The organism is Xanthomonas albilineans (genome assembly GCF_002939705.1).
GTDB classification, from domain to species: domain Bacteria; phylum Pseudomonadota; class Gammaproteobacteria; order Xanthomonadales; family Xanthomonadaceae; genus Xanthomonas_A; species Xanthomonas_A albilineans.
On the sequence record NZ_MDCB01000014.1, the window covers coordinates 1 to 21,911 of the forward strand.

General features: G+C 63.8%; 21 protein-coding genes. 14 read left to right on the top strand and 7 right to left on the bottom strand.

The features are described 5' to 3' along the window. Positions 1-541 precede the first annotated feature (541 nt). Positions 542-1,609 carry an NAD(P)-dependent alcohol dehydrogenase gene (locus XalbCFBP2523_RS12320; RefSeq protein ID WP_045765198.1) on the top strand — a complete coding sequence of 356 codons (1,068 nt, stop codon included), beginning with the start codon at positions 542-544 and terminating at the stop codon, positions 1,607-1,609. A gap of 298 nt (positions 1,610-1,907) precedes the next feature. Here the strand turns inward: XalbCFBP2523_RS12320 and XalbCFBP2523_RS12325 are convergent, their stop codons facing one another. Beyond that, the gene (locus XalbCFBP2523_RS12325; RefSeq protein WP_249027728.1) at positions 1,908-2,237 is read right to left on the bottom strand and encodes a zinc-binding metallopeptidase family protein; all 330 of its coding nucleotides are present in this window, start codon (positions 2,235-2,237) and stop codon (positions 1,908-1,910) included. Positions 2,238-2,275: 38 nt separating this feature from the next. Further along, entirely contained in the window at positions 2,276-2,938 is a 663-nt protein-coding gene (locus tag XalbCFBP2523_RS12330; protein ID WP_045765200.1) for a DUF4097 family beta strand repeat-containing protein, read from the bottom strand. A 215-nt stretch (positions 2,939-3,153) separates the two neighbouring features. Here XalbCFBP2523_RS12330 and XalbCFBP2523_RS12335 point away from each other — a divergent pair, with 215 nt between their 5' ends. Together XalbCFBP2523_RS12335 and XalbCFBP2523_RS12340 are read left to right on the top strand one after the other, a co-directional pair. Continuing rightward, the gene (locus XalbCFBP2523_RS12335) at positions 3,154-4,350 is read left to right on the top strand and encodes a murein hydrolase activator EnvC family protein (protein ID WP_430523482.1); all 1,197 of its coding nucleotides are present in this window, start codon (positions 3,154-3,156) and stop codon (positions 4,348-4,350) included. Between the two features lie 105 nt (positions 4,351-4,455). Beyond that, positions 4,456-5,928 carry a S41 family peptidase gene (locus XalbCFBP2523_RS12340; RefSeq protein ID WP_045765201.1) on the top strand — a complete coding sequence of 491 codons (1,473 nt, stop codon included), beginning with the start codon at positions 4,456-4,458 and terminating at the stop codon, positions 5,926-5,928. 54 nt (positions 5,929-5,982) lie between these two features. On the opposite strand, the gene XalbCFBP2523_RS12345 is transcribed toward XalbCFBP2523_RS12340, so the two are convergent. The 3 genes from XalbCFBP2523_RS12345 to XalbCFBP2523_RS12355 are packed head-to-tail and all read right to left on the bottom strand — an operon-like array spanning position 5,983 to position 8,006. Continuing rightward, positions 5,983-6,966: a D-2-hydroxyacid dehydrogenase family protein gene (locus XalbCFBP2523_RS12345; RefSeq protein ID WP_045765202.1), complete on the bottom strand. Its 984-nt coding sequence runs from the start codon at positions 6,964-6,966 to the stop codon at positions 5,983-5,985. A 4-nt stretch (positions 6,967-6,970) separates the two neighbouring features. Further along, a complete protein-coding gene (locus tag XalbCFBP2523_RS12350; protein WP_045756693.1) occupies positions 6,971-7,291 on the bottom strand; it encodes a DUF1820 family protein in 321 nt (106 codons plus the stop codon). A gap of 37 nt (positions 7,292-7,328) precedes the next feature. Next, positions 7,329-8,006 carry a rhomboid family intramembrane serine protease gene (locus XalbCFBP2523_RS12355; RefSeq protein WP_045765203.1) on the bottom strand — a complete coding sequence of 226 codons (678 nt, stop codon included), beginning with the start codon at positions 8,004-8,006 and terminating at the stop codon, positions 7,329-7,331. Positions 8,007-8,254: 248 nt separating this feature from the next. Between XalbCFBP2523_RS12355 and XalbCFBP2523_RS12360 the strand changes: the two genes are divergently transcribed. After that, positions 8,255-9,595 carry an outer membrane protein transport protein gene (locus XalbCFBP2523_RS12360; RefSeq protein WP_045765204.1) on the top strand — a complete coding sequence of 447 codons (1,341 nt, stop codon included), beginning with the start codon at positions 8,255-8,257 and terminating at the stop codon, positions 9,593-9,595. 193 nt (positions 9,596-9,788) lie between these two features. On the opposite strand, the gene putA is transcribed toward XalbCFBP2523_RS12360, so the two are convergent. Further along, positions 9,789-13,019 carry a bifunctional proline dehydrogenase/L-glutamate gamma-semialdehyde dehydrogenase PutA gene (gene putA / locus XalbCFBP2523_RS12365; protein WP_045765205.1) on the bottom strand — a complete coding sequence of 1,077 codons (3,231 nt, stop codon included), beginning with the start codon at positions 13,017-13,019 and terminating at the stop codon, positions 9,789-9,791. Between the two features lie 227 nt (positions 13,020-13,246). Here putA and XalbCFBP2523_RS12370 point away from each other — a divergent pair, with 227 nt between their 5' ends. The 6 genes from XalbCFBP2523_RS12370 (at position 13,247) to XalbCFBP2523_RS12390 (ending at position 17,966) form a co-directional block, all read left to right on the top strand. Continuing rightward, entirely contained in the window at positions 13,247-13,723 is a 477-nt protein-coding gene (locus XalbCFBP2523_RS12370; protein ID WP_012914952.1) for a DUF2244 domain-containing protein, read from the top strand. Between the two features lie 65 nt (positions 13,724-13,788). Next, the gene (gene coxB / locus XalbCFBP2523_RS12375) at positions 13,789-14,709 is read left to right on the top strand and encodes a cytochrome c oxidase subunit II (protein ID WP_407071000.1); all 921 of its coding nucleotides are present in this window, start codon (positions 13,789-13,791) and stop codon (positions 14,707-14,709) included. 31 nt (positions 14,710-14,740) lie between these two features. Then, the gene (gene ctaD, locus XalbCFBP2523_RS12380) at positions 14,741-16,351 is read left to right on the top strand and encodes a cytochrome c oxidase subunit I (protein ID WP_012914954.1); all 1,611 of its coding nucleotides are present in this window, start codon (positions 14,741-14,743) and stop codon (positions 16,349-16,351) included. After that, complete coding sequence (locus XalbCFBP2523_RS17350) at positions 16,351-16,482, top strand: hypothetical protein (protein ID WP_012914955.1); 132 nt, start codon at positions 16,351-16,353, stop codon at positions 16,480-16,482. The genes ctaD and XalbCFBP2523_RS17350 overlap by 1 nt, the downstream gene beginning before the upstream one ends. Continuing rightward, complete coding sequence (locus XalbCFBP2523_RS12385) at positions 16,479-17,069, top strand: cytochrome c oxidase assembly protein (RefSeq protein WP_012914956.1); 591 nt, start codon at positions 16,479-16,481, stop codon at positions 17,067-17,069. The genes XalbCFBP2523_RS17350 and XalbCFBP2523_RS12385 overlap by 4 nt, the downstream gene beginning before the upstream one ends. Before the next feature lie 21 nt (positions 17,070-17,090). Beyond that, positions 17,091-17,966: a cytochrome c oxidase subunit 3 gene (locus XalbCFBP2523_RS12390; protein WP_045765207.1), complete on the top strand. Its 876-nt coding sequence runs from the start codon at positions 17,091-17,093 to the stop codon at positions 17,964-17,966. Positions 17,967-18,191: 225 nt separating this feature from the next. Here the strand turns inward: XalbCFBP2523_RS12390 and XalbCFBP2523_RS12395 are convergent, their stop codons facing one another. Further along, the gene (locus XalbCFBP2523_RS12395) at positions 18,192-18,410 is read right to left on the bottom strand and encodes a twin transmembrane helix small protein (protein ID WP_012914958.1); all 219 of its coding nucleotides are present in this window, start codon (positions 18,408-18,410) and stop codon (positions 18,192-18,194) included. Positions 18,411-18,440: 30 nt separating this feature from the next. On the opposite strand from XalbCFBP2523_RS12395, the gene XalbCFBP2523_RS12400 reads away from it, so the two are divergent. From XalbCFBP2523_RS12400 to cyoE, 4 genes are read left to right on the top strand one after another with little or no spacing between them, the layout of a single operon-like run. Then, positions 18,441-19,199 carry an SURF1 family protein gene (locus XalbCFBP2523_RS12400; protein WP_012914959.1) on the top strand — a complete coding sequence of 253 codons (759 nt, stop codon included), beginning with the start codon at positions 18,441-18,443 and terminating at the stop codon, positions 19,197-19,199. Between the two features lie 27 nt (positions 19,200-19,226). Next, complete coding sequence (locus XalbCFBP2523_RS12405) at positions 19,227-19,802, top strand: hypothetical protein (protein ID WP_012914960.1); 576 nt, start codon at positions 19,227-19,229, stop codon at positions 19,800-19,802. 11 nt (positions 19,803-19,813) lie between these two features. Then, the gene (locus XalbCFBP2523_RS12410; RefSeq protein ID WP_045765208.1) at positions 19,814-20,977 is read left to right on the top strand and encodes a COX15/CtaA family protein; all 1,164 of its coding nucleotides are present in this window, start codon (positions 19,814-19,816) and stop codon (positions 20,975-20,977) included. Then, positions 20,974-21,873, top strand: coding sequence for a heme o synthase (gene cyoE, locus XalbCFBP2523_RS12415; RefSeq protein WP_045765209.1), 900 nt, complete (start codon positions 20,974-20,976; stop codon positions 21,871-21,873). Before XalbCFBP2523_RS12410 ends, cyoE begins: the two co-directional genes overlap by 4 nt. The last annotated feature ends 38 nt before the right edge of the window (positions 21,874-21,911 follow it).

Sequence of the window (21,911 nt, forward strand, 5' to 3'; positions counted from 1 at the left end):
AGCCATGCGAGAGTAGGTCATCGCCAGGGGCTTCACCCCTAATCCCCGTCCCTAAAAGACGGGGATTTTTTATTGCACCATCAAAAGCCAAATGCTCCACAATGCTGATAAGACACGTGCTTGCGACGTCTCCCCGCCCTGAGTAGCGGCCGGGTTTCCTGTGAGGCGTCCATACCAAAACCTCCAAGCCCATATCCCGCATGCTGCCTCCACAGCGGCACTCTTGGGCTGGGGGATACATGACATTGGCCGCACCGCAGAGGCTGCGAAACACCGCTCAGCAACGGATGTGGGGTGGCTAGCTAGAACCATGCGGTGTTGAGCCGGCATGCGTCAGATGCTTTCTTCATTGAGCACGTCCACCGCAAAGATCATGAAATCCATCTCAGAGAATGCGCATCGCAGCGTTCTAACCGATGATGGGTGCTTTTCATGCCATCCCCCTTAGACTGAGCAGAATCCGGTAGTCGCTTGATGGGGAAGTACTTGTATCGAGCGATGTGTTTTGCCGTTCCTTTCCACTGAACACGAGGGCTTTCGCATGAGCCAAGCCAATGGATACGCTGCCCTGGCATCCGATCAGCCGCTGATCCCTTACGCGTTCGAGCGTCGTGTGGTTGGCGCCCAGGATGTCCGCATCGAGATCCTTTACTGTGGGGTCTGCCATTCCGATTTGCACACTGCTCGCAACGAATGGCATAACACCCAGTACCCGTCCGTGCCGGGCCATGAAATCGTCGGGCGCGTTACGGCGGTGGGTCATCAGGTCGATGGGTTCAAGGTTGGTGATCTGGCGGGTGTCGGTTGCATGGTCGACAGCTGCCGCCATTGTGCTTCTTGTGCCGATGGCGAGGAGCAGTACTGCGAGAACGGTTTCGTGGGCACCTACAACGGTCCGATGTTCGGTGGCGAAAACACCTATGGTGGCTATTCGGATCACATCGTGGTCGACCAAAAGTATGTGCTCCACATCCGCCACGGCGCACAACATCTCGCGGCTGTGGCACCGCTGCTGTGTGCAGGCATCACCACATATTCGCCGCTGAATCATTGGAAGGTCGGGCCAGGCAAGAAGGTTGGCATCGTCGGCCTTGGGGGGCTCGGACACATGGGCGTAAAGATCGCGCATGCGATGGGTGCGCACGTGGTGCTATTCACCACCTCGGCGGGCAAGCGCGACGACGCGCGGCGTCTCGGTGCCGACGACGTCGTGATATCCAAGAACGCGGAAGAAATGGCTGCCCATGCCAACAGTTTCGATTTCATCCTTAACACGGTGGCGGCCCCGCACGATCTGGATGCTTTCCTGAACTTGCTCAAGCGCGATGGCACCATGACTCTGGTTGGCGCGCCGGCCGAGTCGCATCCCTCCCCTGGAGTCTTCAACCTGATCATGAAGCGTCGCCAGTTGGCCGGCTCATTGATTGGCGGCATTCGCCAGACCCAGGAGATGCTGGATTTTTGTGCGAAGCACGGGATCGTGTCCGATATCGAGATGATCGAGATGGCGCAGATCAATGAAGCGTATGAGCGTATGCTCCGGGGCGATGTGAAGTATCGCTTCGTCATCGACATGGCTAGCCTGCCGAAAGCCAAGCTCGCAGCGTGATGTCGCGCCAGCAGGTTAAGCCATGCCAATGAGATCCGGGTGGGTGGCCTGAGCTTTTTCGTAGAGACCATGACATTCGCTTGATCGGCAGGGGGACGCATCCGCGAGAGCGCCGTCGGTTCACAGGAGGCAGGGACGACGGCTATGGCGCAGTGGCCGAATTCAGCGAATGGGGATGGACGAAAATCCGAAGATCAGCATGGCTGATGCGGTCGTTGCAGCTGTCGCCGCCTGTCTATATCAGCACCCTACCCAGGCACGCTGATAGCGCGGAACCTTGAAGGCGGGCAGCAATCGATCAGGTGCCGGAGGCCGACGCGGCCGGCTTGCTTTTTTTGATCATCTTGTCCCGGGATGCTTTGAATGGATTGTTCGGATACCAGTTCGGCCAGATGCCGCCGCTTCCCAATGCCGTGCCGACTGCATACACCGCTTGCAGGTCTTCCATCACACCATCGAGTTTCCAAAGTGTCGAATCGTATTCGTCGGCCGGCGTATGGTAACGCTTGGCGTAGGCTGCGGACGCGCGCCGCCCGGCTTCGATGCCGCCGCTGCAGCCAAGCACAACACGAGCATACGGGACATGCGGGCTTCTGGTGTCGAGGTAACTTCCGAATTCTATAAGCAAGCCGCATGTCCACGCCTCGCGCCCCCGAGGCGTTCGGCTTAGTTTTTCGGTGCAGTGTCGGTGTCGAACGATTGTGCGGTGGCGCCGCTGATCGGCCCGATCTTGGCGCTGCGGTGGACGTACAGCGTGACCTTGCGCTCGAACCTCAGCGGACCGTCGATCACCGCATGTGGTCCAACGATGACACGCGGCGTGCGTGTGGGGTTGAACGACATGCTGAAGCTTGGCTTGTTGATCGTGATTCCGCCGCCGAGATGTGCGTCATGGCCTACGGTGATGTCGCCGTTGACGGTCTCGATGCCGCGATCCAGTTGTATGGCGATCACGCCGATGCTGCCGTTGACGCTCTCGATCCCGCCGCTGACGCGCCCGCCGCTATTGACGAAAATGCTGCCGTTGACCGTTTTGATGGAGCCACCGATTTGCGCATGTTCGCCGATGTTGATGCCACCGTTGACTGTGGACAAACTTTGGGTCTTGGCGTTATCGGCAATTCTGACATCGCCGTTGACCGTCTCCACATTGCCTACGTGTGCGTTGTGTTCGACGCTGATGTTGCCGTTGACGATGTCCAGGTTGCCGTATTGCTTGCCGGCGATAGCCGTGATGCTGCCGTTGACCTTGCTGATGTCGTCGGCCGCCAGCGCGGAGCCGGCCGTTAGGGCCATGGCCAACAGTATCACCGGATGCATCCGCTTCATTTTCAACCTCCCCCAACACCGGCTATCCGGCAGCGACCAATTGTGTGGGCATCACAACACGCTTCGCTACAATCCACACCTGCCTGAAGTCACTGGATCCAACCTTGCCCGCAGCCACTTCCGTTTATTCGCGCTCCGCTTCGCTCGGTGCGGCGTGGGGCTATGCTGGCGGGCAGCGGCATAGGGCGATACGTTTTGTGACGGCGGCGGTACTTTTGCTGGCTGTGGGCCTGGTTGCTGCACAGAACCCACGCGACGCCGAGCGCCGTCTGGAGAAAGTACGCGGTGAATTGAAGAGCGTGGCCGAGGAGCGGCATCAGTTGGAGGGTAAGCGCGGCGACGCCGCAAGGCAGTTGCGTGACGCCGACGAAAAGGTCGCCGCCAGCGGACGTAGCCTGGCACAGACCCAGCAGGCACTGCGTCAGCATCAGCAGACCCTGGCCGAACTGGAGCACAAACGCGATGCATTGCGCGCCAGTTTGACCCGCCAGCGCGCCGAATTGGCGCAATGGCTGCGTGCCGCCTATGCCATCGGTGATAATGCACCGTTGAAGCTCTTGCTGGCGCAGGATCGCGTGGCCGATGCCAACCGGCTACTGACCTATCACCGGTATCTGCAGAGCGAACGTGCGCAACGCATCGCCAGCTTGACCCACGAATTGCAGGCACTCGAACAGGTGCAGCGCGATGTCGCGCAGCAGCGGCAGCAGCTGAGCGAAGCGCAGCGTCGTCAGCAAGAGCAGGCGGCCGCATTGCAGCGTGACCGCAAGCAGCGCGCCAGCGTGGTGTCGGAACTGGATCAGCGTTATCAGGATCGTAGCGAGCGCGAGAAAGCGCTCGGCCAGGACGCGAAGGCCCTGGAGACCCTGCTAGCCAATCTGCGCGCGGCCGCTGCGCGTGCCGAGGCCGAGCGGCGTGCCGCGGCCAGGCGTGCAGCGGCCGAACAGGCCGCGCAGGCCAAGGCGGGCAATAACCCGCACGGTGGCGGCAAGGTCCCGCCCAAGGTGGTGGCCTCGGCACCACCGTTGAAGGTCGGTGGGCTTGGCTGGCCATTGTCCGGCGATCTGCTCGCGCGTTACGGCGGCCGGCTGCCCGATGGACGCACCAGCAACGGTGTGCTGATCGCTGCGCCAGCCGGCAGTACCATCACGGCGGTGGCCGATGGCACGGTGGTGTTCTCGGAGTGGATGACCGGTTACGGCATGATCCTGATCGTGGACCATGGCAACGGCTACATGAGCCTGTACGCGCACAACGACACCTTGTTGCGCGATGCCGGCGACCGGGTCAAACGTGGGGATCCGGTGGCCAAGGTCGGTAACTCCGGCGGTCAGGGGCGCCCGGCGTTGTACTTCGAATTGCGTCACAACGGCCAGCCGGTGGATCCGGCGTCGTGGCTGCAGCGACGCTGAACTGCAGCATCGCACTGCGGGTCAACGCGAATCCAGGGTGATTTCGCGCATAATTGTGGTCACTGTGCCGCGGATGGCGCAGGCCTTCCCCAATCGGAGTGCTTCATGCGCGTAGTCCTGTCCGTAGCCCTGTTGCTTGCTCTGGCGCCGCTGCCACTGATGGCGCAGCATGCCGCCACGCAGACATCCACGGCACCGGCGGCCAGCGCCGATGATCCCGATGCCACCGAGTCGGCCGCGTCGAAGGTGCCGCTGGACGAAATCCGCCGCTATGTCGCGGTCTACAACGCGGTGAAGGAAGCCTACGTCGATCCTGTCGACGACAAGAAACTGATGCAGTCTGCGATCCGTGGCCTGTTGCTCGATCTCGATCCGCACAGTACCTATTTCAGCAAAGAAGACGCCGAAGCCTTTGATGAGCAGACCAGCGGTGCCTACGATGGCATTGGCGTGGAATTGCTGCAGCTGCCGGATAACACCCTCAAGGTTGTGTCGCCGATCGACGACACCCCGGCCGCGCGCGCCGGCCTGCGCTCGGGCGACATCATTATCGCCATCGACGGCAAGCCGATCAGTGCGATCAAGGCGATGGAACCATTGCGTGGCCAGTCGGGCAGCAAGGTCGTGTTGACCATCGAGCGCGACAAGGTGAATAAACCCTTCGACGTAACGTTGACCCGGCAGACCATCCGCGTGGCCAGCGTGCGCAGCCGCATGCTGGAGCCGGGCTACGGCTACATCCGCATCAGCACCTTCCAGGCCGATACCGGCTCGGATTTCCGCAAGCAGCTACAGCAGTTGCTTGCTAAGGCGGGCGGCAAACTGCGTGGCCTGGTGCTGGATCTACGCAGCAATCCCGGCGGACTGCTGACCGCAGCGGTCCAGGTGGCCGACGACCTGCTCGACAAGGGCACCATCGTCAGCACGCGCGGGCGCATCTCGGTCAGCGATTCCAAGTTCGATGCCACCCCCGGCGATCTGCTCAACGGCGCACCGATGGTGGTGCTGGTGGACGCTGGATCGGCCAGTGCCTCGGAAGTGCTCGCTGGCGCGCTGCGCGACAACAAGCGCGCACGCATCGTCGGCAGCCGCACCTTCGGCAAAGGCTCGGTACAGACCGTGCTGCCGCTGGACAACGGCGATTCGGTCAAGCTGACCACGGCACGCTATTACACCCCCAGTGGCAAGTCGATCCAGGCCAGCGGCATCGTCCCCGATGTGGTGTTGCACCCTGAAGGCGAGGCGGAGGATGCGGACAAGCCGGCGGCGATTGCGGACTACAGCGAAGCCACGTTGCCGGGTCATCTGCGCGGCGACGACGAGGGGGCCGAGGGGTACAGTGCCGGCGACCCGCTGCCGGGCGATGCGCCGATCGCGCAGGCGCTTGCCGAACTGAAACAGCCTGGCGCGGTGGCCAGGGCCGCCGCAGCCAAGCCGGTCAAGTCGAAATCCAAGCCGACGGCGGCACCGGCGCACAAACCGGGTACACCCTCGACCAAGTCGGCGTCGCAGACGCCTGCGCACGGCAAGACCGAACCCGAAAAACCTGAGCCAGTAGCGCCGACGCCCGGTTACTGAGCCAGTGGCGCCGCGTGGCCGTCCCCCGTGCAGGCGTCGGTATCGCCCTGCCGATTAGCCCTGCGTCAGCACCTCGGGATTGGCGAGATGCTGCGGTGCCCCTGCGGCGAAGGCCAGCACGTTGTCGAAGGCAGCGCCGAAGTACAGTTCGTAGCTGGACTGCTCGACGTAGCCCAGGTGCGGTGTCGCCAGCACCTGCGGATGCCGTAGCAGCGGGTGCTGCGGATCCAGAAGCGGTTCCTGTTCGAACACGTCCAGCGCTGCCTGTCCCGGATGTCCGGCCGCCAGCGCCGCCAGCAGTACGCCGGGGGCGAGCAGCTCGGCACGGCTGGTGTTGACCAACAGCGCATCGGGCTTCATGCGCAGCAGATCGTCCAACACAATTTGGTGGCGGGTGGCCGCGACCAGGCGACGGTGCAGGCTGAGCACGTCGCTGTCGGCGAACAGGGCGGCGCGGCTGGCGGCGATCTCGAAACCGTCGGCGCGCGCATGCGCGCAGGTATCCTCGCCACCCCAGACCTGCACGCGCATGCCGAATGCACGGCCGTAAGCGGCGACGCGACGCCCAATCTTGCCGTAGCTCCACACGCCCAGGGTCAGTCCTTCCAGGCTGCGGCCCAGGCCAGCATCGCCGGTGGCCTGCCAGCGCCCAGTCAGCAATGCGTCGCGGTATGCAGGTAGGCGCCGGCTGGCCGCCATCAGGAGCGCCCAGGTCAGTTCTGCTGGCGCCACCGGCGAACCGACACCTTCGGCGACAGCGACGCCGCGTGTGGTGCACGCGGCCAGGTCGATGTGCTCGCCGATCCTGCCGGTCTGGCTGATCAGGCGCAGGGAAGGCAGCCGCGCCAGCAGCGCGGTATCGATGCGGGTGCGCTCGCGGATCAGCACCAGCGCCTCGGCCTCGCCAGCGTGGCGAACGAGGGTATCGGGATCGGGCGACGGCGCGGTCAGTACTTGCACGCGATGCCCCAGCAGCCGACGGAAGCATGACAGGTGCCGTACCGCATCCTGATAATCGTCGGCGACCAGGATGTGCATCGGATCAGCGTGGTTTGCCGGGCATCGGGAATGGCGTGACCACCTTTTCGCCGGTGGCCGCCTCGCGGATCGCCGACGGGCCCTTCTTTTCCACCTGTTCGATCCGCACGATGCTCTGCATCGGCAGGTGCAACGTCTTGGTGTTGCCGAACTCTTCGCGCAGTCGTTCCTCGGTGGGATCGATCACCAAACCATCGTGCACATCGAACAGCAGCGCGCCGATTTCGGTGAATCCCCACAGATGGCTGCTGCCGACGTGCTGTGCATACAGTTCGTAGACCTTGCCGTGGTTGAGGAAGGTCACTTTGTAGAGGTGTTTGAACATGCCCGCAGTATAAGACGCCACTGTCGCCGGACCAGGCTCAGAAGGCGTTGCGCTTGTCCGGCGTAGCGCGCACGTACAACCCGTAACCGATGCCGAAGGCGAAGCCGGTCAGGTGCGCCGACCATGCCACCATGCCGAATGCCGGGCCGATGTAGGCGAACACTACCTGCAATGCGACCCATGTACCGATCAGCAGCGAGGCGGGAGCACGGACGAACTCCAGGAACAGCCCGAGAGGCAGGACCACGCCGAGCTTGGCGCGCGGGAACAGTGCCAGATAGGTGCCGATCAGGGCAGAGACCGCGCCGCTGGCGCCGATGATGACCCGATCCGGGGTGTCTATCGCGAATACGGCGGCTAGGTTGGAGATCGCACCTCCGCTCAGGAACAGTAGCAGGAAGCGCCACGGGCCCAGCACACGTTCGGTGGGCAGGCCGAAGATCAGCAGGAACACCAGGTTGCCGAGCAGGTGCGACCAGTCGGCATGCAGGAACAGTGCGGTGAACAGGCGCAGCACGCTGCCGTCATGCAGGGTTGCCAGCCAGTCGCGCGGGCTGACGCCGGTCGACAGCGCGCCCCAGTCCAGCCACAACGTCGCGCGGGCTTCATTGGGGAGATTGATGGACCACAGGAAGGCGAGCCATATCGCTGCCAATAGCAGCGGCGCGGCCCAGCGCAGCTTGGTCCGTTCGCGAGTGGGGATGGAGACGAACATGCGAATACCGGAAAGCTTCGGATGGCAAAGATACCGGGCTTCATACGACAGGACATAGGCGGGCTCCATACGAACCTGAACGGAGCATGTTGTTCATGCGGAATATTGTTATAGTTAAGTTAAAGCAAGGCGTTATGCAGCATAACGCGCGGTATGTCCGGAGGGGGCCAGGATGCATCGTCCGGCTTCTCAGGCCAGCAATGCGCAGGCGCGAACACAGATTTCCCTTTAGTCCGGAGAGAAGATCCATGCAAAACGCAACCCAGTTCGTCCGTTTCACTGCACTGGCCGTGGGTATCGTCGGTGCACTGACCATGGGTCAGGCACATGGCGCCGCATTTCAGCTCAAGGAAAACAGCGCCAAGGGACTTGGTCGTGCTTTCGCCGGTGCCGGGAGTGCGCCTGACGACGCTTCCATCATCGCCGTGAATCCGGCGGGCATGCGCCAACTCGATGGCTCGGTGTTCCAGGCCGACGTCAGCGCCATTCAGTTCTCCGCCAAGTACCGGGGCAACGGCGGTACCTATGCCAACGGTGCGCCGATCTCTGGTGGCAATGGCGGCGACGCCGGCATGATCGCCCCGGTCCCGGCGTTCTACTTCCACATGCCGTTCGGCGCAGACAACAACATGCATTTCGGCACCTCGCTGACGGTGCCATTCGGTTTCAAGACCCAATACGACCGCGATTGGGTTGGTCGCTACAACGGTGTCAAGACCGAATTGCAGACGATCGACTTGAACGCCGCTTTCTCCTACGACGTCAATCCGTACGTATCCTTCGGCGCATCGGTGTTCGCCGAGCGTTTGAACATCGATCTGACCAACGCCATCGATTTCGGCACCATCCTGGCTTCACGTCGGGTGCCGGGTTTCAGGCCGGGCAGCGTCGACGGCTTCTCGCGTCTCAAGGGCGACAACACCGCGGCCGGCTTCACTCTGGGCGGCTTGTTCAGCGTCGATGAGAATACCCACATCGGTTTCAGCTACCGGTCGCAGGTGAAGCACAAAATCACCGATGGTGACGTCGATTTCACCGTCTGGGGCAATGTCGCCACCGTGCTGGCCGTTGCTGCGCCGGGCACCTTTGTCGACACCAAGGGCCGCGCCACGGTCAAGCTGCCGGCCAGCGCCACCGCCAGCTTCACCCACAACGTCAACGAGCAGTGGACGGTGATGGCCGACGTCACCCGCACCGCCTGGAAAAAGTTCGACAAGATCACCGTTGACTTCGCTTCCAATCAGCCCGAAAACACGCTGCTGTTCTCCTACCGCGATACCACTTCCGTCGCACTTGGCACCGAATACCGCATGAGCGACACCCTGACGTTGCGCGGCGGTGTGGCTTACGACCAAACCCCGACCACCGATCAGCACCGCGACGTGCGCGTACCGGACCAAAGCCGCAAATGGGCTTCGCTGGGTCTGACTTGGAAGCCGTCTCAGCAGGTGGAGTACAGCGTTGGCTACACTCATCTGTTCATCAACGATCCGAGGGTCGCCACCACCAGTGCGACGGGAAACACGCTGGTCGGCCATTACGACGTGAACGGCAACGTGTTGGCGGGCTCGGTCAACTACAAGTTCTGATCGCAACCGCTGCGCCGATCATGAAAAAGCCCCGCTTCTGCGGGGTTTTTTCTGCGACGTTCGCTTCTCCTCGTGCGGTTCTGCATCGCTCCATGCGAAGCGAGGCAGGCAAGGTTGATCGTCTTGTCCAGGCACGCTTGCCGCGATCGCTGCGTGCAGGCGGCATGGACTGGCGACGCCAACCGTGGGTCGCTCAATCGCCGAGCGTCAGCAGCGAGGCATTGCCACCGGCGGCGGTGGTGTTGACGGTCACCACCTTCTCGGTCGCAAAACGCAGCAGGTAGTGCGGGCCGCCGGCCTTGGGACCGGTGCCGGATAACCCCTGGCCACCGAAGGGTTGCACCCCGACCACCGCACCGATCTGGTTGCGGTTGACGTAGACGTTGCCGACCGCCACACGCGTGGCGATGCGCTCGATGGTTTCGTCGATGCGCGAGTGTACGCCCAGGGTCAGGCCGTAGCCGGTGGCGTTGATCTGGTCGATCACCGCGTCGAGCTGGTCGGCCTTCCAGCGGATCACGTGCAGCACCGGGCCAAAGACCTCGCGCTGCAATTGCGCCAGCGATTGCAATTCGTAGGCGCGCGGTGCGAAGAAACTGCCGTGTGCGGTGCTGTCGTCGGTGGCGGTCACGGCAATCAAGCGTGCTTCGCGGTTCATGCGCGCGGCGTGCTCGGTGAGTAGTTGCAGCGCGTCGGCGTCGATGACCGGGCCGACATCGGTGGACGGCAGGCCCGGATCGCCGATCTTCAGTTCGGCCATCGCACCCGCCAGCATGGTCATCACCTTGTCGGCAATGTCGTCCTGCACGAACAGCACGCGCGCGGCCGAGCAACGCTGGCCGGCGGAAATGAAGGCGCTGGCGATTGCATCCTTGACCACCGCTTCCGGCAGCGACGAGGAATCGGCGATGAAGGCGTTTTGGCCGCCGGTTTCGGCGATCAGCACGCCGATGGCGGCTTCGCGCGCGGCCAGCGCACGGTTGATCGCGCGGGCGGTCTCGGTGGAGCCGGTGAAGGCGACACCGGCCACGCGTGGATCGCGGGTGAGTGCGGCACCGACGGTGGCGCCATCGCCTGGTAGGAACTGCACGACCGCTTCCGGCACGCCCGCCTCGTGCAGCAACTTCACCGCGGCGTGACCGACCAGGTTGGTCTGCTCGGCGGGCTTGGCGATGACGCTGTTGCCGGCGGCCAACGCCGCGGCGACTTGGCCGAGGAAGATCGCCAACGGGAAGTTCCAGGGACTGATGCACACGAACACGCCGCGACCGTGCAACTGCAGTTCGTTGGATTCGCCGGTCGGCCCCGGTAACCGCTCGGGCGCGCCGAACTGGGCGCGTGCTTGGCCAGCGTAGTAGCGCAGGAAATCCACCGCCTCGCGCACTTCGGCGACGCCGTCGGGCAAGGTCTTGCCGGCTTCCTTGACGCACAGCGCCATGAACTCGGGCATCCGCGCTTCCAGCAGGTCGGCGGCGTGTTCGAGGATGGTGGCGCGGCTGGCGGCGGGAGTGCGGTTCCAGGCCGGTTGTGCGTTGACGGCATTGGCGAGCGCTTTTTCCACGCTCGCGGCATCGGCTGGCTGCCAGCGGCCGACGATCTCGCGGTGGTTGGCCGGATTGGCCACTGGCAGCGATTCGCTGGCGATCACCGCGCCGGGCACCAGTGGTGCGGCGTGCCAGGGTTTGAGCGCGGCGTTGAGTTGATCGGCCAGTGCGCGCAGGTCGTTGTCGTTGGCGAGGTTGACGCCCATGGAGTTTTTCCTGTTGTGGTGCTGGCTGCGCAGCAGGTCGACCGGCAGCGGAATCTTCGGATGCGGGATGGACGCGAACGCGGACACGGCCTCGATCGGATCGCGGATCAGCTCCTCGATGGCCACGTTCTCGTCGGTGATGCGATTGACGAAGCTGGAATTGGCGCCGTTTTCGAGCAGGCGCCGCACCAGATACGGCAGCAGGTCCTCGTGCGAGCCGACCGGCGCGTACACGCGGCAGGGCACCCCCAGGCGATCGGCGGGAATGACCTCGGCGTAGAGGTCATCGCCCATGCCGTGCAGCTTCTGGTGCTCGTAGTCCCTGCCGTTGGCGATGGCGCGCACCGCCGCGATGGTCTGCGCGTTGTGCGTGGCGAACATCGGATACAGCGCGTCGCTGTGCGCGAACAGGCGCTTGGCGCAGGCCAGATAGGACACGTCGGTATTTTGCTTGCGGGTGAATACCGGGTAGCCAGAATGGCCCTCGACCTGCGCGCGCTTGATCTCTGCATCCCAGTAAGCGCCCTTGACCAGGCGCACCGGAATACGGCGGCCAACGCGGCGCGCCAGATCGGCAAGAAAGTCGATCGTATACGGTGTACGCTTCTGATACGCCTGCACCGCCAGGCCGTAGCCTTCCCAGCCGTCCAGCGATGGATCGGAGAAGGTGGCCGCGATGATGTCCAACGACAGTTCCAGACGGTCGGCTTCTTCGGCATCGACGGTGTAGCCGATGCCGTAGGACTTGGCCAACTGCGCCAGCTCCAGCACCCCCGGCGCCAGCTCGGCCATTACCCGTGCGCGCTTGGCGTGCTCGTAGCGCGGGTATAGCGCGGAGAGTTTGATCGAGATGCTGGGCGCGGCGAACACCGCCTCCTTGCCGCTGTCGCGCTGGCGTTGCGTGGCGAAGTGCGTGCCGATGGCGTGAATCGCCTGACGATAGGCATCCAAGTAGCGCTGTGCGTCGCGCATGGTCAGCGCGCCTTCGCCGAGCATGTCGAAGGAATAGCGGTAGTGCGCGTTGTCGCCCTTCTTCGAGCGCGCCAACGCCTCGCCGATGGTGCGGCCCATGACGAACTGGTGGCCCATGATCTTCATCGCCTGACGCACCGCCAGCCGGATCACCGGCTCGCCGACGCGGCCGATCAGGCGTTTGAATGCGCCGGCCACGTCGGCACGGGTGAGGTCGTTGATCTGTACCAGCTTGCCGGTGAGCATCAATCCCCAGGTGGAGGCATTGACGAGGATCGAATCGCTCTCGCCCATGTGCTTCTTCCAGTCCGCGTCGCCGAGCTTGTCGCGGATCAGCTTGTCGGCGGTGTCCTGGTCGGGGATGCGCAGCAGCGCTTCGGCCACGCACATCAGCAGCACGCCTTCCTCGCTGCCGAGGTCGTACTGGCGCATGAACGCTTCGATCGCGCCCTGGTGCTCCGCACGGGCGCGCACGCGAGTGACCAGATCGGCGGCCAGCGCCTGTACCTTGGCCTGGTCGGCGGTCGGCAGGCGGGCTTGTTCGAGCAGTTCGCGCACGTGTTCGGCTTCGTCCTTCAGCCAGGCGGCGGTGATCGCGGCGCGCAAGGCGTGCGCTGCGGGGGGAAGTTCGGGGGCGAGCAGCGGCGAAGGCAACGCCGATGGCATCGTCGAGGGAGAGCCGGCGCCAGACAGAGCGTTCATGCGGGAAAGGCCAGGGATGGAAGCGATCATTTTATGTCAGTGCCCGCGTCGGCTGGGTGTGGCCGGCAGCGTCGACGGCTGTGATGCCGGGCGACATGGCGTGCCGATCTGGTTGCATTGCAGCATTTTTTTGTGATGCACCCGCGCTTGCCGCGGGGCAGGCCCAGGGCTACCATCCAGGGGTACTCGCGACTTGAAGGCGAGGCGGTTCGGAAGCGCGGTTCGACATGATCGAAATGTTTCCGTTTTCTCCGGAGGGGTCGGGTGCGCAGCTGCGGTTGCGCCCGCCGCGGGCACTCAACGCCCGGCAGTTCGTCTTGTTGTTCGCTGCGCTCGCCGGGGCGATGTGGGCCGTGGCAGCGATTGGGTGGCTCGCAGGTAATGTGTTCGCGCCTGTATTCGCCTTGTTGCATAGCATGTTGGTCGCGCTGGCGCTGCGCTGGTCATGGCGTGTGGGCGAGCGCGAAGAAGATATCCGGGTGGGTCCGGCTTGTGTGGAAGTGACCCGTCCGAATGCGGGAACGCCAGCGTTCCGCGCCCATCCGCATTGGGTGCGGTTGCGGATCGAAGGCGACGACAGGGTGGTGCTGGCATCCAGCGGCAAGCAGGTTCGGGTGGGCGAGTTCCTCGGTCCCGACGAGCGCCGCGAACTGGCGCAGACCCTGCAAGGCTTGCTGGCGGCCGCGACTGGCCGCAACCGATGACACGCCAAGGGGTCTAGGCAATGAAGCAATGCGGCAGGTGGGTGCAACAGGCAATCAAGGCAGGAATGGCGCTGGTGGCGGTAGTGACCGCGCCGCTGGCGTGGGCGCAGGCGGCCGATCCGAAGCCGTGGCAGCTCAACATGGGCCGTGGCGTCACCCAGAGCGCGCACAATGCCTACGCTGCCCACATGCTCGCATTGTGGGTATGTGTGGTGATTGGTGTGCTGGTGTTCGGCGCGATGGCGTATGCGCTCTTCACCTTCCGCAAGTCCAAGGGTGTGGTGCCGGCGCAGTTCACCCACAACACCAAGGCCGAGATCGTCTGGACGGTGATTCCGGTGTTGATCCTGATCGTGATGGCATGGCCGGCCACGGCCAAGCTGATCGCGATGTACGACACCCGCGATGCCGAAATGACGGTGAAGATCACCGGCTACCAGTGGATGTGGCGTTACGAATACCTGGGCGAGAATGTGTCCTTCACCAGTCGCCTGGCGCGCAGTTCCGACCGCATGCGGCAGAGCGGCGCGGTGCCGACCGTCGAACACGATCCGCACTATCTGCTGGATGTGGACAACCGCTTGGTGTTGCCGGTGAACACCAAGGTCCGCTTCCTGATCACCGCCGACGATGTGATCCATGCCTGGTGGGTGCCGGCGCTGGGCTGGAAGCAGGACGCCATTCCCGGGATCGTCAACGAGGCCTGGACCAGCATCGACACGCCGGGGGTGTACCGTGGTCAGTGTGCCGTCCTCTGCGGCAAGGATCACGGCTTCATGCCGATCGTGGTCGAGGCGATGAGCAAGCAGGATTTCCGCAAGTGGCTGGCGTCGCGCAAGCCAGCGCCTGCGTCCACTCTGGCTCCGGTAGCCGCTCCAGCCGCGTCCGCTCCGGATCATGCGGCGGCGCCGACGGTGCCACCGCAGGCACAACAGTCGCGCCCGCGTCCTCGTCCCGGTTCGCACGTGATCGTGCAAACCACCTGATTCCCAGCCTTCCTTTCCTGAGGTAGCCGCCATGGCCCATTCCGCAGTCGATCACCACGACGAGCACGGGCATTCGCAGAGCTTCGTCGCGCGTTGGTTCTTTTCCACCAACCACAAGGACATCGGCACGCTGTACCTGCTCTTCAGCTTCACCATGTTCGTCATCGGTGCAGCGATGAGCGTGGTGATTCGTGCCGAGTTGGCGCAGCCGGGGTTGCAGTTCGTCAAGCCCGAGTTCTTCAACCAGATGACCACCGTGCATGCGCTGGTGATGATCTTCGGCGGGGTGATGCCGGCCTTCGTCGGCTTGGCCAACTGGATGATCCCACTGCAAATCGGCGCGCCGGACATGGCGTTGCCACGCATGAACAATTGGTCGTTCTGGCTATTGCCAGTGGCGTTCACCTTGCTGCTGTTGACCCTGTTCCTGCCCGGTGGTGCGCCAGCCGCCGGCTGGGCGATGTACCCGCCGTTGATGCTGCAGGGTGGTTACAACGTGGCCTTCTCGGTGTTCGCCATCCATGTGGCCGGCATCAGTTCGATCATGGGGGCGATCAATATCATCGCCACCGTGCTCAACATGCGCGCGCCGGGCATCTACCTGCTGAAGATGCCGATCTTCTGCTGGGCCTGGCTGATCACCGCGTTCCTGCTGATCGCGGTGATGCCGGTGCTGGCCGGCGCGGTGACCATGCTGCTGACCGACAAGTTCTTCGGCACTTCGTTCTTCAACGCGGCCGGCGGTGGCGATCCGGTGATGTACCAGCATATTTTCTGGTTCTTTGGGCATCCGGAGGTCTACATCATGATCCTGCCGGCGTTCGGCGTGATCAGCGAGATTATTCCCACCTTCAGCCGCAAGCCGCTGTTCGGTTACCAGGCGATGGTCTATGCGATCGCGGCCATCGCGTTCCTGAGCTTCATCGTCTGGGCCCACCACATGTTCACCGTGGGCATGCCGCTGGGTGGCGAGATCTACTTCATGTTCGCCACCATGCTGATCTCCATCCCCACCGGGGTGAAGGTATTCAACTGGATCAGCACGATGTGGCGAGGCGCGATGAGCTTCGAGTCGCCGATGCTGTGGGCGGTGGCGTTCGTCATCCTGTTCACCATCGGTGGTTTTTCCGGGCTGATGCTGGCGATCGTGCCGGCCGACTTCCAGTACCACGATACGTATTTCGTGGTTGCGCATTTTCATTATGTGTTGGTCACCGGCGCGGTGTTCGCGCTGATCGCGGCGGTGTACTACTGGTGGCCGAAGTGGACCGGGCGCATGTACAACGAGAGCTGGGCCAAGTTCCATTTCTGGTGGACGATGCTGTTCGTCAACCTGCTGTTCTTCCCGCAGCACTTCCTCGGTCTGGCCGGTATGCCTCGGCGTATTCCGGACTACAACGTGGTGTTCGCGGACTGGAACCTGGTCAGTTCAATCGGCGCGTTCGGCATGTTCGTCACCCCGTTTTTGATGGCCTCGATCCTGCTGGCGTCGCTGCGCAACGGCGCGCATGCGCAGGCGCGTGTGTGGGAAGGCGCGCGCGGCCTGGAATGGACGGTGCCGTCGCCAGCGCCGGCGCATACCTTCACCCTGCCGCCGGTGCTCAAGCCCGGTGATCTGGCCCACGACGACATCGGCCACTGATGACTGCCCAGCCGCCACTCGACGAGTTGGTCCTGCGCCGCAAACGTGCGGCGCGTACCGCCCTGGTGGTCGGCGTGGTCGCGCTGGCAATCTACGTCGGCTTCATCCTCTCCGGGGTGTTGGGCCGATGAACGCGCCGGCACCGCACGTGCACAGCAGTGCCGGATTGTTCAAGCTGGTCGGTGTGGCGCTTGCCGTGTTCGTGCTGACCTTTTCGCTGGTGCCGTTGTACCGTATCGCTTGCGAGAAGGTGTTCGGCATTCGCCTGGAGCGCGGTCCGGGCGAAGGTCAGCAGGCGCGCGCGCCGCTGGTCGACAAGCGCACGGTCAAGGTGCAGTTCGATGGCGGGGTGAATTCCAAGCTGCCGTGGTCGTTCCATCCGGAGCAGATGACCATGGAGGTGATCCCCGGCCAGCTCAATCAAGCGCTGTACTACGCACGCAACGAAAGCGGTCGCGCCATCGTCGGCAGCGCGGTGCCATCGGTGGCGCCGGCACGCGCCTCCGGTTATTTCACCAAGACCGAGTGTTTCTGCTTCACCGCGCAGACCTTGCAGGCCGGAGAGCAGCGCGACATGCCGGTACGCTTCATCGTCGATCCCAACCTGCCGCGCGACATCACTACCATCACTCTGTCCTACACCTTCTACAAGAACGATGCGCTGAGCAAGGAACTGCAATCGCCGAGACTGGCCGGTTCCGCACGCGCAGCTCTCTGACACCCGACCGGAATGCCTGCCATGGCCCAACCCAGCACCGACGCCACCGCCTATTACGTGCCCAGCCAGAGTCGTTGGCCGTTCATCGGTTCCATCGCCATGTTTCTGACGATGATTGGCGTGGCCAGTTGGCTCAACGACGCGGCCTGGGGCCAATGGACGTTCTTCGCTGGCATCGCGATGTTGCTGGCGACACTGTTCATGTGGTTCGGCGATGTGATCCGCGAGTCCATCGCCGGGCACTACAACCGTCAGGTCGACGTGTCGTTCCGGATGGGGATGGTCTGGTTCATCTTCTCCGAGGTGATGTTCTTTGGCGCGTTCTTCGGCGCGCTGTTCTATACCCGTACCTTCATCCTGCCGATGCTGGGCGGCGATAGCTATCGCGTGATGACCAACGCGCTGCTATGGGACGGGTATTCCGCGGCGTGGCCGACCAACGGGCCAGGGGCGATCGGCGGGCACTTCCAGACCATCGAGGCTTGGGGATTGCCATTGATCAACACGCTGATCCTGCTCAGCTCCGGAGTGACCCTGACCATTGCCCACCATGCGCTCAAGGCGGGGCAGCGCACGCGCCTTCTGGTGTTCCAGGCGCTGACCGTGTTACTGGGGTGTACGTTCCTGTATTGCCAGGGCAAGGAATACATCCACGCCTACAAAGAGCTCAATCTCACGCTGGGATCGGGCATCTATGGTTCCACTTTCTTCATGCTCACCGGCTTCCACGGCGCGCACGTGCTGCTGGGAACGATCATGTTGCTGGTGATGTGGCTGCGCGCGGCGCGCGGGCACTTCAGTCGCGATCATCATTTTGCTTTCGAGGCAGCGGCCTGGTATTGGCACTTTGTCGACGTGGTGTGGTTGGCGCTGTTCCTGTTCGTGTATGTGCTTTGAGATCGCGAGCCGGTTTATGCGAGATTGCGAGAATGTGCGTCATGTGGGCGTTCCGGATTTTCTAGCGGCGCGAGTTTGCCGAATGGCGATGCATCGTGGGTGCAAACCGTCTCGAAACGGCCGCTAGGGCACGGCGGTTTGGTTTTCGACATGCGTTCCTTTTTCCGTGCATCCCATCGCTTGATCGCGATGGTGTGCCGCGCGGCATGGCAGCTGTTCTGCTTCTTACTGCCCCAGCCCGTGCGGCTTGATCGTGCCGGTGTAGATGCCCAAGATCACCAATAAGATCAGGCAGACCGACAAACCGATGCGCCAGGTCAATGCGTTCACCGTGCGCTTGCTCTGGCCGCGGTCCACCAACAGGTAGTACAGACCGGCGCCGAGGTTCCATAGGATGACCAGCAGGAACGCGACGATCAGCAGGGTTTTCAGTGAGTCGTTCATGGGCGTCTCGGCGCATGGTGTTTCCGCATTATGACCCTCGCCGCCGCCTCGCGTGCGGGCGCGCACCGGCGCATGCCGTTGTGGCTGGGCTGGAGTGTTGCGCTGGCGTTGGCGCTGGGATTTTGCGCGCTGGGCCGTTGGCAATTGCAGCGCATGCATGAGAAGCAGGCGCTGCTCGCGCAGGCGGCGCACGTGCGCGATCGTCCGCAGGCGCTGGCCGATGCGCTGCGCACGGGCCGACCTGAGCGGCTGGCCTGGGTACACGGCGCAGGCCGCTTCCTGCCTGGGCAGATTCTGCTCGATAACCAGATCCGCCAGGGCCGTAGTGGGATGAAGCTGTATCAGCCGTTCCTGCCCGATGGCGTGTCGGTGCCGTTGCTGGTCGAGCTGGGCTGGTTGCCGTTGCCTGCCGACCGCGCCCTACCGAGTCCAGCGCCGCTGCAAGGCCGGTACGTGCTGGTCGGTCTGCTCGGGCCGCCACCGTCGCATGGCCTGACATTGGGCCCGGCGCTGGTCGCGGCGCCGTCGCCGCAGCGCTGGTTGGCGATGCGGATCGAGCCGGCGGCGATTGGCGTGGCGCTCGGCCGCCGCGACATTTTGTCGCAGGTGCTGCGCCTGGATCCGGCCCTGCCGCTGGGCTATCCGCGCGATCTGGACCCGTTGCCGAACACGCTGCCGCCCGAGCGCCACCTGGCTTACGCGGTGCAGTGGTTCGGACTGGCACTGCTGGTGCTGGTCACGACCGCATTGCTCAGTTGGCGCAGACGCAGGGGACGAGACGGGCGCTGAGTGCGCGCGCATGAGAAAATCTCCGGCATGACTGTTTCCCCTCCGATTCCGCGTGAGGCGGCCGCGCGCGGCCGCTGGCCGTTGGTCGCGCTGTTCGTGCTGTTTTTCGGCTCGATGCTGGGTGCCGGTGTGCTGCGCTTTTCCGGCTGGCAGCCGCCAGCGCGCCGCAATCATGGGGAACTGCTGACGCCACCGGCCGATCTGCGTGTGCTGCAACCTCTCCTGGCCGATGGCAGCGGTTATGCCTGGCGACCGCAGCAGCGTCTGTGGCGCATCGCGCTGGCGCCGCCAGCGGAGTGTGCCAGTGCCTGCGACGCGTTGGCGCGCGAACTGGACAAGGTCTGGCAATTGTTCGGCCACGACGCCGATCGCGTGCAGATCCTGTGGATCGGCACGCCCTCGCCATGGATACGCACACTGCCGCAGGTGCGCGTGCTGCGTGCGGATCCGGCGCTGTTGGCCGCGCTGCCGCGGGTACACGATGCCGCGGGGGTGCCGGTCTACGTCATCGATCCCAATGGCTTCGTCGTGCTGCGCTATGCCCCCGGTTTCGACCCGGCCGGCTTGCATGCCGATCTGGCGAAATTGTTGAAACTTCTGTGAGCCACCTCCCTATGAGCTTGTTCGCGCCGCCGGCGCTGTTCCGCCACTTCCACCGCATGGCCTGGCTGGCGGCGCTGTTCACCGCCAGCACCATCATGTTCGGTGCGTTCGTGCGCCTGTCCGATGCGGGCATGAGCTGCCCGGACTGGCCGACCTGCTACGGTCGGGTGACATGGCCGCAGACCAGTGCCGAAGCCAACACCCATGCGGCCAGCAAGATCCGTCCGCTGGAGACGCACAAAGCCTGGCGCGAGCAGGTACACCGTTTTCTCGCCGGTGCGCTGGGGGTGGAGGTGTTGGTGCTGTCGCTGCTGGCGGCGCGTCGACGTCGGCTGGGGATTGTCCGGATCCTCGCGGCCGCGCTGCTGGTGGCGCTGTCGATTCCACTGTACATGTCCGGCTGGCCGGTGCTGGCAATGGGGTTGGCGGTGAGCGCCGAGGGGATGCTGTTGCTGGCGGCGTGGCGCTGGTCCAATGCCGATCTTGCCCGCGTGGCGGTGTTGGCCCTGACGGTGGTGATTTTCCAGGCGTTGCTGGGAATGTGGACGGTGACTCTGCTGCTCAAGCCGATCGTGGTGATGGGGCATCTGCTGGGTGCTTTGACGATGTTCTCGTTGCTGGTGTGGATGGCCTGGCGCGCCACGCACTTGCCGATCACCCTGGCCGATGTGGTGCAGTTGCAGTGGCTGCTGCGCATCGGCGTGGGGTTGCTGGTGGTGCAGATCGCACTTGGCGGTTGGGTCAGCGCCAACTACGCGGCATTGGCCTGCGGCGGCGGCAGCTGGTCGGCGGACAATTTCCCGCGCTGCGTCAGCCAGTGGTGGCCGCCGCACGATTTCCGTGCCGGTTTCACCCTGTGGCGTGCCATCGGCGTGGACTACGAAGGCGGTGTCCTCGACGGCGCGGCGCGCATCGCCATCCAGATGGCGCATCGGATGATGGCGCTGGGCGTGTCCGCTTATCTGGTGTGGTTGGGCTGGCGTCTGAGCCGTTCGCCGGGCATGCGCGGTTGGGCGGTGGCGCTGCTGGTGTTACTGCTTGCTCAGATCAGCCTGGGCATTCTCAACGTCAAGTTGGCGCTGCCGTTGCCGGTGGCGGTGTTGCACAACGCGGGTGCGGTGGCATTGCTGTTCGTACTGGTGTCGCTGCTGGCGCGGTTGCGAGCGCCGCAATGAGCGCGCGTGGCGTCTACTGGCGCGATTATTGGGATTTGACCAAACCCAAGGTGGTGGCGCTGATCGTGTTCACCGCCTTGGTCGGCATGTGTCTGGCGATCCCGGGCGTGCCGACCTGGGAGCAGGTGCGTACCGGGCTGCTCGGTTTCTTCGGTATCTGGCTGGCCGCTTCGGCGGCGGCGGCGATCAACCAGTTGCTGGATGCGCGCATCGATGCGCAGATGGCGCGCACTTCCTGGCGTCCGTTGGTGGTGGGCAAGGTGCTGCCGTGGCAGGTGTTGTTGTTCGCCGCTGTGCTCACCGCGCTGTCGATGACGGTCTTGGTGGTGTGGGTCAACGTCATCACAGCGGTGTTGACCTTCGCTTCGTTGATTGGCTATGCGGTGATCTATACGGTGTTCCTCAAGCGCACCACGCCGCAGAACATCGTCATCGGCGGCCTGGCCGGCGCCGCGCCACCGCTGCTCGGCTGGGCCGCGATCACCGGTATGCAGGGCCAGTGGGACTGGGCCTACGCTTCGTTGCTGGTGTTGATCATCTTTGTATGGACGCCGCCGCATTTCTGGGCGCTGGCGATCTTCCGTCGCGCCGATTACGCCAAGGCGGCGATTCCGATGTTGCCCATTACCCACGGTGTGGCGCACACGCGTCAGCAAATTCTGGTGTACACGCTGCTGCTGGTCGTGGCGACCTTGTTGCCGGTGGTCGTGGGCATGAGTGGCGTGTTTTATCTTGGCGGCACGCTGGTGCTGGATGCGGTGTTTCTCTGGTACGCCTGGCGCATGCTCGACCCGCCGGATGAGATGTTCTCGATGCGAATGTTCGGCTACTCCATCGTGTACCTGATGGCGTTGTTCGCGTTCCTGCTGGTCGATCACTGGTTGCTGCCGGGTTAGGGCGCGGCGCCGTCGGCACCGCGTCCTGCGCGACCGCG

Bases quoted from the DNA above. Each gene is read 5' to 3' on its own strand.
- XalbCFBP2523_RS12320 (WP_045765198.1), top strand. From the start codon at position 542: ATGAGCCAAGCCAATGGATACGCTGCCCTGGCATCCGATCAGCCGCTG.
- XalbCFBP2523_RS12330 (WP_045765200.1), bottom strand. From the start codon at position 2,938: ATGAAGCGGATGCATCCGGTGATACTGTTGGCCATGGCCCTAACGGCC.
- XalbCFBP2523_RS12340 (WP_045765201.1), top strand. From the start codon at position 4,456: ATGCGCGTAGTCCTGTCCGTAGCCCTGTTGCTTGCTCTGGCGCCGCTG.
- XalbCFBP2523_RS12345 (WP_045765202.1), bottom strand. From the start codon at position 6,966: ATGCACATCCTGGTCGCCGACGATTATCAGGATGCGGTACGGCACCTG.
- XalbCFBP2523_RS12350 (WP_045756693.1), bottom strand. From the start codon at position 7,291: ATGTTCAAACACCTCTACAAAGTGACCTTCCTCAACCACGGCAAGGTC.
- XalbCFBP2523_RS12355 (WP_045765203.1), bottom strand. From the start codon at position 8,006: ATGTTCGTCTCCATCCCCACTCGCGAACGGACCAAGCTGCGCTGGGCC.
- XalbCFBP2523_RS12360 (WP_045765204.1), top strand. From the start codon at position 8,255: ATGCAAAACGCAACCCAGTTCGTCCGTTTCACTGCACTGGCCGTGGGT.
- putA (WP_045765205.1), bottom strand. From the start codon at position 13,019: ATGAACGCTCTGTCTGGCGCCGGCTCTCCCTCGACGATGCCATCGGCG.
- XalbCFBP2523_RS12370 (WP_012914952.1), top strand. From the start codon at position 13,247: ATGATCGAAATGTTTCCGTTTTCTCCGGAGGGGTCGGGTGCGCAGCTG.
- coxB (WP_407071000.1), top strand. From the start codon at position 13,789: ATGGCGCTGGTGGCGGTAGTGACCGCGCCGCTGGCGTGGGCGCAGGCG.
- ctaD (WP_012914954.1), top strand. From the start codon at position 14,741: ATGGCCCATTCCGCAGTCGATCACCACGACGAGCACGGGCATTCGCAG.
- XalbCFBP2523_RS17350 (WP_012914955.1), top strand. From the start codon at position 16,351: ATGACTGCCCAGCCGCCACTCGACGAGTTGGTCCTGCGCCGCAAACGT.
- XalbCFBP2523_RS12385 (WP_012914956.1), top strand. From the start codon at position 16,479: ATGAACGCGCCGGCACCGCACGTGCACAGCAGTGCCGGATTGTTCAAG.
- XalbCFBP2523_RS12390 (WP_045765207.1), top strand. From the start codon at position 17,091: ATGGCCCAACCCAGCACCGACGCCACCGCCTATTACGTGCCCAGCCAG.
- XalbCFBP2523_RS12395 (WP_012914958.1), bottom strand. From the start codon at position 18,410: ATGAACGACTCACTGAAAACCCTGCTGATCGTCGCGTTCCTGCTGGTC.
- XalbCFBP2523_RS12400 (WP_012914959.1), top strand. From the start codon at position 18,441: ATGACCCTCGCCGCCGCCTCGCGTGCGGGCGCGCACCGGCGCATGCCG.
- XalbCFBP2523_RS12405 (WP_012914960.1), top strand. From the start codon at position 19,227: ATGACTGTTTCCCCTCCGATTCCGCGTGAGGCGGCCGCGCGCGGCCGC.
- XalbCFBP2523_RS12410 (WP_045765208.1), top strand. From the start codon at position 19,814: ATGAGCTTGTTCGCGCCGCCGGCGCTGTTCCGCCACTTCCACCGCATG.
- cyoE (WP_045765209.1), top strand. From the start codon at position 20,974: ATGAGCGCGCGTGGCGTCTACTGGCGCGATTATTGGGATTTGACCAAA.